Annotated in this window: 6 protein-coding genes, 2 tRNA genes and 3 rRNA genes; 6 read left to right on the plus strand and 5 right to left on the minus strand. The window is 44.2% G+C overall.

What is annotated here, in order from left to right; genetic code table 11:
* Positions 1 to 418 precede the first annotated feature (418 nt).
* The 6 genes from AC4CUX_RS07060 to AC4CUX_RS07085 all read left to right on the plus strand — a co-directional run bounded on the left by AC4CUX_RS07060 (position 419) and on the right by AC4CUX_RS07085 (position 7,633).
* A 16S ribosomal RNA gene (locus tag AC4CUX_RS07060) occupies positions 419 to 1,956 on the plus strand.
* Between the two features lie 61 nt (positions 1,957 to 2,017).
* Positions 2,018 to 2,094 (plus strand) — tRNA-Ile (locus tag AC4CUX_RS07065).
* Between the two features lie 68 nt (positions 2,095 to 2,162).
* Positions 2,163 to 2,238: transfer RNA gene (locus AC4CUX_RS07070), tRNA-Ala, on the plus strand.
* Between the two features lie 410 nt (positions 2,239 to 2,648).
* Positions 2,649 to 5,542 (plus strand): 23S ribosomal RNA (locus tag AC4CUX_RS07075).
* A 218-nt stretch (positions 5,543 to 5,760) separates the two neighbouring features.
* A 5S ribosomal RNA gene (gene rrf, locus AC4CUX_RS07080) occupies positions 5,761 to 5,875 on the plus strand.
* Together the 16S, 23S and 5S rRNA genes with 2 tRNA genes alongside form the textbook arrangement of a ribosomal RNA operon.
* A gap of 591 nt (positions 5,876 to 6,466) precedes the next feature.
* Complete coding sequence (locus AC4CUX_RS07085) at positions 6,467 to 7,633, plus strand: PQQ-dependent sugar dehydrogenase (RefSeq protein WP_279744334.1); 1,167 nt, start codon at positions 6,467 to 6,469, stop codon at positions 7,631 to 7,633.
* Between the two features lie 34 nt (positions 7,634 to 7,667).
* Here AC4CUX_RS07085 and AC4CUX_RS07090 read toward each other — a convergent pair whose 3' ends face one another.
* The 5 genes from AC4CUX_RS07090 to ileS form a co-directional block, all read right to left on the minus strand.
* Entirely contained in the window at positions 7,668 to 8,702 is a 1,035-nt protein-coding gene (locus AC4CUX_RS07090) for a TauD/TfdA family dioxygenase (protein WP_490792259.1), read from the minus strand.
* Between the two features lie 634 nt (positions 8,703 to 9,336).
* Entirely contained in the window at positions 9,337 to 9,879 is a 543-nt protein-coding gene (locus tag AC4CUX_RS07095; protein WP_308469594.1) for an NADPH-dependent FMN reductase, read from the minus strand.
* A gap of 154 nt (positions 9,880 to 10,033) precedes the next feature.
* Complete coding sequence (locus AC4CUX_RS07100; protein ID WP_078390019.1) at positions 10,034 to 10,516, minus strand: FKBP-type peptidyl-prolyl cis-trans isomerase; 483 nt, start codon at positions 10,514 to 10,516, stop codon at positions 10,034 to 10,036.
* Positions 10,509 to 11,048, minus strand: coding sequence for a signal peptidase II (gene lspA, locus AC4CUX_RS07105; protein WP_010325539.1), 540 nt, complete (start codon positions 11,046 to 11,048; stop codon positions 10,509 to 10,511). The genes AC4CUX_RS07100 and lspA overlap by 8 nt, the downstream gene beginning before the upstream one ends.
* Positions 11,041 to 13,884: an isoleucine--tRNA ligase gene (ileS, locus tag AC4CUX_RS07110; RefSeq protein WP_490792260.1), complete on the minus strand. Its 2,844-nt coding sequence runs from the start codon at positions 13,882 to 13,884 to the stop codon at positions 11,041 to 11,043. The genes lspA and ileS overlap by 8 nt, the downstream gene beginning before the upstream one ends.
* Positions 13,885 to 13,920: the final 36 nt, after the last annotated feature.

The raw sequence follows: 13,920 nt of genomic DNA on the forward strand, positions 1-13,920 counted from the left end.
ATGCTCCTGTTGAAAGAAATAAGAGAAAAAATGATAAATATGATCAAAAAATAGATGAAAAATACGATTTTTCTTAAGTTTTGTAGAAAAAACCAACGCCCGTTTCAAATAAGTGAATTTGGGGGTTGCAAAGATTTCGTAATGGTCTAGAATGCACCCCATACCGACGAGATAGACGGAAACGAACGAAGCACGAAGTGCTGAGTTGTTAAGTATATTGAGTCCAGCTTCTAGCACTGACGAGGTGTTAGAAAGATCATTAAGAGATTATGAAGAACAACTTGTGTGGATTTTTACTGATTGATCGATCGAAAATATTTCATTGATTGATGGTAAGAATTACTCGAAGTTTATTTGAGAAATATTTGTCAGAAAATTGATGAGCCAAGATTTGTAGCCATAAGCTACTAATGATTTTTAACTGAAGAGTTTGATCATGGCTCAGATTGAACGCTGGCGGCAGGCTTAACACATGCAAGTCGAGCGGGGAAAGGTAGCTTGCTACCTGACCTAGCGGCGGACGGGTGAGTAATGCTTAGGAATCTGCCTATTAGTGGGGGACAACATTCCGAAAGGAATGCTAATACCGCATACGCCCTACGGGGGAAAGCAGGGGATCTTCGGACCTTGCGCTAATAGATGAGCCTAAGTCAGATTAGCTAGTTGGTGGGGTAAAGGCCTACCAAGGCGACGATCTGTAGCGGGTCTGAGAGGATGATCCGCCACACTGGGACTGAGACACGGCCCAGACTCCTACGGGAGGCAGCAGTGGGGAATATTGGACAATGGGCGAAAGCCTGATCCAGCCATGCCGCGTGTGTGAAGAAGGCCTTTTGGTTGTAAAGCACTTTAAGCGAGGAGGAGGCTACTTAGATTAATACTCTAGGATAGTGGACGTTACTCGCAGAATAAGCACCGGCTAACTCTGTGCCAGCAGCCGCGGTAATACAGAGGGTGCGAGCGTTAATCGGATTTACTGGGCGTAAAGCGTGCGTAGGCGGCTTCTTAAGTCGGATGTGAAATCCCTGAGCTTAACTTAGGAATTGCATTCGATACTGGGAAGCTAGAGTATGGGAGAGGATGGTAGAATTCCAGGTGTAGCGGTGAAATGCGTAGAGATCTGGAGGAATACCGATGGCGAAGGCAGCCATCTGGCCTAATACTGACGCTGAGGTACGAAAGCATGGGGAGCAAACAGGATTAGATACCCTGGTAGTCCATGCCGTAAACGATGTCTACTAGCCGTTGGGGCCTTTGAGGCTTTAGTGGCGCAGCTAACGCGATAAGTAGACCGCCTGGGGAGTACGGTCGCAAGACTAAAACTCAAATGAATTGACGGGGGCCCGCACAAGCGGTGGAGCATGTGGTTTAATTCGATGCAACGCGAAGAACCTTACCTGGTCTTGACATAGTAAGAACTTTCCAGAGATGGATTGGTGCCTTCGGGAACTTACATACAGGTGCTGCATGGCTGTCGTCAGCTCGTGTCGTGAGATGTTGGGTTAAGTCCCGCAACGAGCGCAACCCTTTTCCTTATTTGCCAGCGGGTTAAGCCGGGAACTTTAAGGATACTGCCAGTGACAAACTGGAGGAAGGCGGGGACGACGTCAAGTCATCATGGCCCTTACGACCAGGGCTACACACGTGCTACAATGGTCGGTACAAAGGGTTGCTACCTAGCGATAGGATGCTAATCTCAAAAAGCCGATCGTAGTCCGGATTGGAGTCTGCAACTCGACTCCATGAAGTCGGAATCGCTAGTAATCGCGGATCAGAATGCCGCGGTGAATACGTTCCCGGGCCTTGTACACACCGCCCGTCACACCATGGGAATTTGTTGCACCAGAAGTAGGTAGTCTAACCGCAAGGAGGACGCTTACCACGGTGTGGCCGATGACTGGGGTGAAGTCGTAACAAGGTAGCCGTAGGGGAACCTGCGGCTGGATCACCTCCTTAACGAAAGATTGACGATTGGTAAGAATCCACAACAAGTTGTTCTTCATGACGATGTATCTGAGGGTCTGTAGCTCAGTTGGTTAGAGCACACGCTTGATAAGCGTGGGGTCACAAGTTCAAGTCTTGTCAGACCCACCAAATCTGACTAACAAGCATTATTAAATGCTGAATACAGAAAAACAGAGACATTGACTTATTGATAAGCTGGGGACTTAGCTTAGTTGGTAGAGCGCCTGCTTTGCACGCAGGAGGTCAGGAGTTCGACTCTCCTAGTCTCCACCAAATTTCAAGACAAGAAAACTTAAAGCACTGCTTTAAGGCTTTTCCTTGAAATTTAAGCAAGAAGCTATGCTTCGCGCAGATAGGTTGGATTATAGAATTTAGTAAGTTGAAGCTTATTAACTTCTGTGATTTATCACAGTTTCCTGACCTGACGAAGGCTGGAAAAATCATTAACAGAATATATTTGAGTTGAAATAATTTGTTCATACTCGTTTTTAAGATTGACATTAACAGTGATTTATTACTGATTGATGAAGATTGAAGAAATGAGTTACTAGCGAAATTAACTGAATCAAGCGTTTTGGTATGTGAATTGAATTGAAGCTGTACGGTGCTTAAGTGCACAGTACTTCAAACTGTAATGTTGAACGTTCTCACTTGTAGGAACGATCGACTGTTTGGGGTTGTATAGTCAAGTAATTAAGTGCATGTGGTGGATGCCTTGGCAGTCAGAGGCGATGAAAGACGTAATAGCCTGCGATAAGCTCCGGGGAGGCGGCAAATATCCTGTGATCCGGAGATTTCTGAATGGGGAAACCCACCTGTCATAAGGCAGGTATCGTATGATGAATACATAGTCATACGAGGCGAACGAGGGGAAGTGAAACATCTCAGTACCCTTAGGAAAAGAAATCAATTGAGATTCCCTCAGTAGCGGCGAGCGAACGGGGAAAAGCCCATTAAGTCATATCAGTTTTAGTGGAATGCTCTGGGAAGTGCAACCATAGTGGGTGATAGTCCTGTACACGAAAGGGCTGATATGATGATGTCGAGTAGGGCGGGGCACGTGAAACCTTGTCTGAATATGGGGGGACCATCCTCCAAGGCTAAATACTCCTGACTGACCGATAGTGAACCAGTACCGTGAGGGAAAGGCGAAAAGAACCCCTGTGAGGGGAGTGAAATAGATCCTGAAACCGCATGCATACAAGCAGTGGGAGCCGACTTGTTCGGTGACTGCGTACCTTTTGTATAATGGGTCAGCGACTTACATTCAGTAGCGAGGTTAACCGCATAGGGGAGCCGTAGAGAAATCGAGTCTTAATAGGGCGTTTAGTTGCTGGGTGTAGACCCGAAACCGGGTGATCTATCCATGAGCAGGTTGAAGGTTGGGTAACACTAACTGGAGGACCGAACCCACTGTCGTTGAAAAGCCAGGGGATGACTTGTGGATAGGGGTGAAAGGCTAATCAAACTCGGTGATAGCTGGTTCTCCCCGAAAGCTATTTAGGTAGCGCCTCGGACGAATACCATTGGGGGTAGAGCACTGTTTCGGCTAGGGGGTCATCCCGACTTACCAAACCGATGCAAACTCCGAATACCAATGAGTACTATCCGGGAGACAGACTGCGGGTGCTAACGTCCGTAGTCAAGAGGAAAACAATCCAGACCGCCAGCTAAGGCCCCAAAATTATAGTTAAGTGGGAAACGATGTGGGAAGGCATAGACAGCTAGGAGGTTGGCTTAGAAGCAGCCACCCTTTAAAGAAAGCGTAATAGCTCACTAGTCGAGTCGGCCTGCGCGGAAGATGTAACGGGGCTAAAACTATATGCCGAAGCTGCGGATTTGCAATTTATTGCAAGTGGTAGGGGAGCGTTCTGTAAGCCGATGAAGGTGTATTGAGAAGTATGCTGGAGGTATCAGAAGTGCGAATGCTGACGTGAGTAACGACAATGCGAGTGAAAAACTCGCACGCTGAAAGACCAAGGGTTCCAGTCCAACGTTAATCGGGGCTGGGTGAGTCGACCCCTAAGGCGAGGCCGAGAGGCGTAGTCGATGGGAAATTGGTTAATATTCCAATACTTCTATGTAATGCGATGAGAGGACGGAGAAGGTTAAGTCAGCCTGGCGTTGGTTGTCCAGGTGAAAGGTTGTAGGCATGTATCTTAGGCAAATCCGGGGTACTCTATGCTGAGAACTGATAGCAAGCTGTACTTGTACAGTGAAGTGGCTGATACCATGCTTCCAGGAAAAGTCTCTAAGCTTCAGTTACACAGGAATCGTACCCGAAACCGACACAGGTGGTCAGGTCGAGTAGACCAAAGCGCTTGAGAGAACTCTGCTGAAGGAACTAGGCAAAATGGTACCGTAACTTCGGGAGAAGGTACGCTGCCGACGGTGATAGGATTTACTCCTTGAGCTATTGGCAGCCACAGAAACCAGGCCCCTGCAACTGTTTATTAAAAACATAGCACTCTGCAAACACGAAAGTGGACGTATAGGGTGTGATGCCTGCCCGGTGCTGGAAGGTTAATTGATGGGGTTAGCGTAAGCGAAGCTCTTGATCGAAGCCCCAGTAAACGGCGGCCGTAACTATAACGGTCCTAAGGTAGCGAAATTCCTTGTCGGGTAAGTTCCGACCTGCACGAATGGCATAATGATGGGGGCGCTGTCTCCAGCAGAGACTCAGTGAAATCGAATTCGCCGTGAAGATGCGGTGTACCCGCGGCTAGACGGAAAGACCCCGTGAACCTTTACTGCAGCTTGACATTGAACTTTGATCTTACTTGTGTAGGATAGGTGGGAGGCTTTGAAACCGAGACGCTAGTTTCGGTGGAGCCAATCTTGAAATACCACCCTGGTAATATTGAGGTTCTAACTCTGTCCCGTTATCCGGGACGAGGACCATGTCTGGTGGGTAGTTTGACTGGGGCGGTCTCCTCCTAAAGAGTAACGGAGGAGTACGAAGGTGCGCTCAGCGTGGTCGGAAATCACGCGTAGAGTATAAAGGCAAAAGCGCGCTTAACTGCGAGACCCACAAGTCGAGCAGGTACGAAAGTAGGTCTTAGTGATCCGGTGGTTCTGTATGGAAGGGCCATCGCTCAACGGATAAAAGGTACTCTGGGGATAACAGGCTGATACCGCCCAAGAGTTCATATCGACGGCGGTGTTTGGCACCTCGATGTCGGCTCATCTCATCCTGGGGCTGAAGCAGGTCCCAAGGGTATGGCTGTTCGCCATTTAAAGAGGTACGCGAGCTGGGTTTAGAACGTCGTGAGACAGTTCGGTCCCTATCTACCGTGGGCGTTGGAAATTTGAGAGGATCTGCTCCTAGTACGAGAGGACCAGAGTGGACGAACCTCTGGTGTACCGGTTGTGACGCCAGTCGCATCGCCGGGTAGCTATGTTCGGAAGGGATAACCGCTGAAAGCATCTAAGCGGGAAGCCTACCTCAAGATAAGATTTCCCTAGGACTTTATGTCCTCTAAAGAGCCGTTGAAGACTACGACGTTGATAGGTTGGATGTGGAAGCATAGTGATATGTGAAGCTGACCAATACTAATTGCTCGTGAGGCTTGACTATACAACACCCAAACAGTTGGTGTTGTGGTTCAAATCACTGCAAACAACTTGATTTAGTTATAAAGCTAAGTACAATGCGCAATGAGATAAGATAAAGCACTGCTTTAGATTATCGCAAGAAACTCAGATATACCTGTTAATGTATTCTATTTGGAACGAAGTAAGGCATAGACTGTAAGTACAGTTGAAATAAGACCCGAACAAGTCCATAACAGTTGTGCTGGCGACAATAGCAAGAGTGAACCACCTGATCCCTTCCCGAACTCAGAAGTGAAACCTCTTAGCGCTGATGGTAGTGTGGAGTTATCCATGTGAGAGTAAGTCATCGCCAGCTCATTAATTCAAATCCCCCTCCGCTTAAGGCTGAGGGGGATTTTTTTATGCATGAAAGGCTAAATAATGTTAGATAATAAAGGATTGGCTAAAAAATGGTTTTTAAAATTTAATAGGCTTCGGTTTACACTTAAATTTGATTATTTATCACTCACTAAAAGAGATCATAACTAAGTCTGCGAATATATTTTGAGCAATTTGAATAGCTATTCCATCAATATTCATTGGACAAAAGAATGACTATATTTAACTCGTGATTATACAAAATATGTCAAAACAGGTTCTAATGTGTTCAATAAAAAGAAACCCCGACATCCTGTCGAGGTTTCTTTGTATTTCAGTGCTTAGATATAACTCCTGTCATATCTCACATCCTGATGCTCAAACTGATTATTGTTGTTTTAAGTTTGGGAAACGTCCTGTTTCCTCATTTGTTTAATATATGTCGTAAACTGTTTTAAGGCTAGTGGTCGCTTTCCTCAGTATTTGTAAGCTTTGACTTACACAGATTCATCTTGTTACTAAAGTGGATAACGTTGTACTTATGATTTCTCTACAATGAATGGTGATCATGCATTTAATGGGGAAGGAGATGCTGAGCAAAAAAGCTTTTTGTTTGTTGATTACAGTGAGTACATTTTTGGGCTTAATGGCATGTCATGCCGAAAGTCAGACGGAATCAGCAGCACAGGATAAACAAGACAAACAGGACAGTTCCACTTCTTTAGGTACATCTATACACCTCAAACGTATTGCTGAATTTAATGAGCCATGGGCATTAGCGGTATTGCCCGATGGGCGATTATTAATTACAGAAAGATCTGGGCAGTTGATTTTATTTAATCCTATAGATCAGACAAAGACTCTCGTTAGGAATATACCTAAAGTGGCTTATGGTGGCCAGGGTGGGTTAGGCGATATTGCTTTACATCCTCAGTTTGCACAAAACCATCAAATTTATCTCAGTTATGCAGAAGCAGGGCAAGATGGTTATGGTTCGGTTGTGATTCGTGCTAATTTGAATTTAGATCTGGCACAGCCACAATTAGATAACCTTAAAACGATATGGAAACAAGTACCTAAGGTGCGGGGGCAAGGACATTATGCACATAGGATGTTATTTGATGGCGCAGGAAAATTATGGATTAGTTCAGGAGAACGGCAAAAGTTTGATCCTGCACAAGATTTGACATCGAACCTTGGGAAAATGATTCGTTTGAATGATGACGGTTCGCTTGCCTTAGATAATCCATTTCAGACGCAGGGGGATATCGCAAAACAAATATGGAGTTTGGGGCATCGTAATCCTTTAGGAATGGCTTTGGATTTAAAAAAACAACTTTGGGTGGTTGAAATGGGCCCCAAGGGTGGGGATGAGCTCAATTTAATTCAAAAGTCTAAAAACTATGGTTATCCAATTGTTTCGAATGGTGATCATTATAGTGGTGTGAATATCCCTGACCATGCCACACGACCTGAGTTTGAAGCACCGAAATTAGACTGGACCCCTGTGATTTCTCCATCGAGTTTGATTTTTTATACGGGACCGATGTTTCCAAAGTGGCAGAATAAAGCCATCATTGGTGGGCTTTCATCTGAAGCATTAATTATTGTAGACACCACAGTACAGCCAGTAAAAGAACTCCAACGGATAGATATGAAAGAACGTATCCGTGGTGTACAACAAGCGAAAGATGGCAGTATTTGGGTGATTGAGGATGGGAAACATGCAGATTTAATTCAGCTGCTTTCACATTAATCACCCAAACAGAGCGTTGCTAAGAAAGATGGTCTTAAAGCGCAGCATGTCGATCGGCATTGAAGACATTCGCTTGGATCTGTATCAGTTTTCGTTGCCCTTGTTTGCCATTCATCCGCCAATGGGCAATTTTAATATTATCGATCAAGGCGACATCCCCTTTTTGCCACTGGAGCAAGAGTGCATCGTGATATAAGGCTTCAAAGAAGTGCTGTTTTTCCTGATCGGTCCATTCAATTTTTTCACCTTCATGGGTGAAAAGTTCCCATGACAGTTGCATGCAATGAGCCGTAGGGTCTGGTAGAAGCTTTCCTCGATGCTTAAAGCTTTTTTGTGCAGCTTGGTGGGCAAAAGAATTGGTATTGTTTGCAAAAGCCCACAGCTGGATTATCAACTTTTGCGTGTTTGGGTGTATGACAACGAACGGTGAGCGTTTTAAGGTAAGTTTGCTTTCTTTATTTGATTTTTTCTGGAAACTAAATGAGCTTTTATTGAAGGTCAATCGATCAAATAGATTAAGCTTACGTGTTGAAATATAAGAAAAATGGTTCCATGCGCCTAAGTATTTTTGTTGTGAGCTGACTGGAAAATGTGCCCAAATTTTTTCGAGGTTATTAAACCCAGTTTCAAGCAAGTGGTCCGCGGGTTCTTGGCAAAACAAGGCAATATAACGCGAGCGAGTCGAGTATAGGCCACCTTCGACATGTGGACCTTGAATTGAGTTTTCAACAGAGCCTAATTGCACTGTATTGTGGTTGAGGTAAGGTCTATCATCACCTGCACGATTTTCGCTATATTTACGAATGAAAGAGGCAAACCAACCTGATTTTTTAGGCGTAAATGTATGCCAAGGTTCAAGCTGAAAATGATGTTTGATCAACTCATGAAATTCATAGTGACGTTGTAATTTAAAGCCGCGAAATAATAAGATGCCGTACTGATGCAACTCTTGCATCAGTTCTGTGCGATGGACTCTAACGTAAGCGGTTAGAGCATCTACATCTGTATATTCGGGATCAGCGACATAAATTTTGCAATAATCATTTAAAAGTGTGGTGTTTAGTTGCATGTGAATGTTCTCTATTTTTGTTTTTCTAATTTATTGTATTGGACTGACGTATTTTGGCTGAAGCAGCAAATGTTCAGTAGGTGAGAGTATAAAGTGTAGTTCGAGCAGCAGATGTAATATTTCGTTGTGCAGAAGAACATACTGACAAACGGTGACAGTCTTAATATTTTATGGATTAGCGCTTAAATATGTACGATGGATGGAAGTGATGTTTTTTAAATTTCCTATGTTTTTATGTATTTGTTTTATATCATTATTTTTTTAATATTTAAGTTGAGAAAGACATCCAGTCAGACCAATTTTAATTTGTATTCACGAGCTTCTTCTAAAGTATTGAAGCATATAAGAGGTTAGTTAATATCTGATCTAGATTTGGGCTTTTAGATAAATATTGAGCTAAAAATCAATACAATTAAAAAGCCCCCGACATCCTGTCGAGGGCTTTTTTAAATTCTTTCAAACGGTATAACTCCTGTCCTACCGATCAGCATCCTGCTAGATATGTTGTTATTTTTGTTTTTCATCTGAGACATCCTGTCTCTGTATGATTTAACTATAGCGTCGATGCTTTTTATTGGAAAGCCGACAAATACTTAAGTTACTGTAAGCAATAGCGTACAGAAGAATCTCATGCTTATGCGCTGACATATTTAATAAGTTTATCAATCGCTGCTTTTAGATTCTTCTCATCAAAAGGATTCGGTTCAAAATCTTCGGTTTTATTGCGTGAAAAAATATCTCGAATTTCAATCACCGCATTGGTATCGACCAGGCCGAGTTGAGTACCGACTTGGCGAATTTGGTCGATGGAACGTGAGCCATTGGTACCACCATAACTGATATAGGCTGCAGGTTTCCCTTGCCATTCTTTGCCTAAGTAATCCAAAGCATTTTTAAGTGCAGGGCTATAACCATGATTGTATTCAGGGCTAATGAAAATAAAGGCATCACCTTGGGCAATGTGGTCGGCCCATGCTTGTTGTTTGGGTTGATCATAAATCCCCGTCATAGGGGGATTTGCACCTGAAAAAATTGGCAAATCCCACTCTTTTAAGTCGACCAATTTGAGTTGGACCGTACTGAGTCCAAGTTGTTCAAAGCCTTTTTGCACCCATCGCGCAACTTTAATAGCAGTCCGACCTTCGCGAACACTACCTATAATGACCTGAATTTTCATGAAAAATCCTTGGGAAATAAATGTGATTACGCTACGGTAGTATGAAAAATAGGCTTTGCATAGATTGAATGTGTATCTGATCGACAAATGTTTGAGGCATTAAAAAAGCCCCCGAAGGAGCTTTGGCTAACACACAGACAGTCGATCTGTGGCTTTACATAATTTTAATGCCTTGTTGGCCTGCAGGCGTCACTTTGAAGATTTCAACTTCAAAGGTAATATCTTTACCTGCCAATGGATGGTTAAAGTCGACTTCGGTGATGTTATCACCTACAGTTTTAACCACACCATAAAGACTTTGTTTGGCTTTGTCCTCAAATTCAATCATGTGCCCTTCAATAGGACGCTGTTCAAATTTAACCGTATCAAACTGTTGTACGTTTTCAGGATTCCAAGGGCCAAAAGCATCTTCTGGTGGTAGGCTCACCGTACGACGGTCGCCAGCACGTAAACCGAACAGTGCTTTTTCAAAACCAGGGAGTAAGCTGCCATCCCCCATCACCAAGCTCACAGGCTCTTCGCGGCTACGTGTGTTATCAATTTCTACGCCATTTTCAATGCAAACAGAAAAATGTAACTCTACTTTTGAACCTTCGCTTACGCGAGTTTCTTCATTGGGATTAATAAAATCAGTCATGGTTTACTTCGGCACGTTGGATACGGTTTTTTTCGAGAAAAAAGGTATCGATCAACAAAAGGATCGTTCCTAGCGTAATCGCACTATCTGCAATATTAAACGCAGGGAAGTGGCTGTTTTGATAGTACACATGAATAAAATCAACCACGTAGCCTAATGTTACACGGTCAATTAAATTCCCTATAGCACCACCTAAAATAAGGGCAATCGCGATGGGCAACACTTTCACAGTTTTAGGCATACGCATCAGCCAAAACAGAAAAATGACAGACACAATACCTGCAAGAGAGGTAAAGAAATAACGTTGCCAGCCGCCTGCATCGGACAAGAAACTAAAGGCTGCGCCATAGTTATGCAATAAAGTCCAATTTAAAAAGGGCAGGACTGGTACTGGATCTGCATAATTCAGATGGGTACTGGCAATCCATTTGGTCCATTGATCTAAGACAATCGCTAGAATAGCCAAACCTACCCACACTAAATTGTGCGGATAGAATTGGAATAAGCCCTTTTTATGTTGTGGGTTAGGCATACTTTCTCTCTTCACCTTGGCCTGTAGGAAGGTTGATAATACAACGACCACATAGACCTGGATGTGTAACATGTGTATTCACATCTGGCAGAACATGCCAGCAGCGTACACATTTTTCACCATCAGCCGCTGAGACTTGAACATTCAGACCTGCCAGATCAGAGGCTTCACCTTGAGTTGCATCGAATGCATTAACCAAGACTTGTGAAGTGATCATAACAAAGCGAAGTTCATCATCTAGACGATCCAGTACGTCTTTGAGTTCTGCATCTGCCCACAGTTCAACTTTGGCAGAGAGATTTGAACCTACGATTTTCGCGGTACGCGCAGTTTCGATGAACTTGTTCACCGCAGACTTCACGGCAATCAAGGTTTGCCAATCGGCTTCAGACAACAAGTTTGCTTTTGAAGCCACAGGAATGTCATACCATTCCGCAGTGAACACATATTTCTCAGTTTGTTCTGGAATCAGTGGCCATGCTTCTTGAGCGGTAAAGCTTAAGATTGGTGACATCCAACGTACAAAGGCTTGCACCAAATGATACAGCGCAGTTTGAGCTGAATGGCGCGCTTGTGAATCGGCTTTGGTGGTGTACTGACGGTCTTTGATGATGTCGAGGTAGAAACCACCCAAGTCATTGATACAGAAGTTGGTCAGTGCATTTGCCACGATATGGAAGTTCATATCTTCATAGGCTTGCTGAATGGTTTTCTGTACGTCCGCTGCACGTTGCAAGATGTATTGATCAAGTGCGATCAATTGATCTACAGGCAGTGCATCCGTCGATGGTTTGAAACCATTTAAGTTCGCTAACAAGAAACGCAAAGTATTACGAATACGACGGTAACCATCTGATGCACGGTTAAAAATTTCTTTACCTGCGGTCATTTCATAACGGTAATCGGCCGATGCAATCCAGAAACGTAAGCCGTCTGCACCCATATCTTTAATGATGTCTTGTGGGGTGATGATGTTGCCCAAAGATTTTGACATCTTACGGCCTTTTTCATCCACCACGAAGCCATGGGTCAGTAAGCCTTTGTATGGCGCACGTTCATTGATCGCAATCGAGGTGAGCAATGAAGACTGGAACCAACCACGGTGTTGGTCTGAACCTTCAAGGTATAAATCAGCAGGATCGGTGAGTTCTTCGCGTTCACGTAGCACAGCATAGTGCGTTGTGCCTGAGTCGAACCACACGTCTAAAGTGTCACGAACACAGTTGTACTGTTCCGCTTCATCACCAATAAAGTCTTTCGCTTCACGGTTATACCAAGCGTCAATCCCTTCTTGTTCGATCAATTTCGCGACTTCTTCGATCAACTCGGCTGTGCGCGGATGGAGTTCGTTGGTGTCTTTATGTACGAAGAATGGGATTGGCACACCCCAAGTACGTTGACGCGAAATACACCAGTCTGGACGACCTTCGATCATGGCTTGAATACGATTTTTACCCCAATCAGGCACAAAACTGATCTCGTTTTCAATCGCATTTAACGCATTTTGACGCAAGCCTTGTGCATCCATGCTGATAAACCACTGTGGGGTCGCACGGAAGATAATCGGTGTTTTATGGCGCCAGCAGTGTGGGTAGCTGTGTTTGATTGGTTGATGTGCCCATAAGCGACCGACGGCACCCAAAGCTTCAATGATTTTTGGATTGGCTTTGTAGATGTGCTCGCCTGCAAAAATCGGTGAAGTTGGTAAATACACACCATTACCACCCACTGGGTTTTCAACTTTTAAGTTGTACTGTAAGCCAACTTTGTAGTCGTCTACACCATGGCCAGGTGCCGTATGTACAGCCCCTGTACCGCTGGTTGCAATGACATGTTCACCCAAAATCACAGGCACTTGGCGATCGGTCAGTAACGGGTGTTGTAATAATAGGTTTTCGATTACTGAGCCGTTAAAATCAGCGAGAACCACAGGTTTTTCAAGCTTATAACGCTCAATTGCTGATTCAACCAAGTCTTTAGCTAAAATAAAGTTTTGCACGCCACGGTCGGTGCTGACTTGAACAAGTTGATATTCAATTTCAGCATGGACGGCAACCGCTTGGTTTGCAGGCAAAGTCCAAGGCGTGGTGGTCCAAATTACGATATCTGTTGCAGCGTCTACGTTGAGATTTAAACGTGCGCTTAAGTCTTTTAAGTCGACAACCGTAAAGCCAACGTCAATCGCGTCAGATTTTTTATCTTCATATTCCACTTCAGCTTCAGCCAAAGCTGAACCACAGTCTAAACACCAGTTCACAGGTTTAAGACCTGGTTCGATATGGCCTGCTTTCGCAATTGCGCCAACAGAGCGCACAATGTCTGCTTCCTGCTTAAAGTTCATGGTCAGGTAAGGATTGTCCCAGTCACCAAACACGCCCATACGCACAAAGTCTTTCTTTTGCAGTTCAACTTGGGTGTAAGCATATTCACGGCAGGCTTTACGGAAAGTAGAAGCATCCACCTTCACACCCACTTTACCGACTTTCTCTTCTACTTTCAGTTCAATCGGAAGGCCGTGACAATCCCAACCCGGTACATAAGGGGCATCGAAGCCGTCGAGAATACGACTTTTAATAATGATATCTTTTAAAACTTTATTGACCGCATGACCTAAGTGAATTTGGCCATTTGCATACGGAGGGCCGTCATGCAGGACATATTTTTTCTTGCCAATACGCGACGCACGAATCTGCTGATAAATGTTGTCGGCATACCACTCTTCTAACCATTTTGCTTCACGTACCGCAAGGTTTGCTTTCATGGCAAATTCGGTACCTGGGAGGTTGAGTGTGGCTTTATAATCCACTGCATTTTCAGTAGTTTGCTTATCGCTCATGCAAGATGTCTTCCAATTTAATCAGCGGCTCGGCTG

This window comes from Acinetobacter sp. 231_lipA, from assembly GCF_058243005.1.

Bases quoted from the DNA above. Each gene is read 5' to 3' on its own strand.
- ileS (WP_490792260.1), bottom strand. From the start codon at position 13,884: ATGAGCGATAAGCAAACTACTGAAAATGCAGTGGATTATAAAGCCACA.
- AC4CUX_RS07090 (WP_490792259.1), bottom strand. From the start codon at position 8,702: ATGCAACTAAACACCACACTTTTAAATGATTATTGCAAAATTTATGTC.
- lspA (WP_010325539.1), bottom strand. From the start codon at position 11,048: ATGCCTAACCCACAACATAAAAAGGGCTTATTCCAATTCTATCCGCAC.
- AC4CUX_RS07100 (WP_078390019.1), bottom strand. From the start codon at position 10,516: ATGACTGATTTTATTAATCCCAATGAAGAAACTCGCGTAAGCGAAGGT.
- AC4CUX_RS07085 (WP_279744334.1), top strand. From the start codon at position 6,467: ATGCTGAGCAAAAAAGCTTTTTGTTTGTTGATTACAGTGAGTACATTT.
- AC4CUX_RS07095 (WP_308469594.1), bottom strand. From the start codon at position 9,879: ATGAAAATTCAGGTCATTATAGGTAGTGTTCGCGAAGGTCGGACTGCT.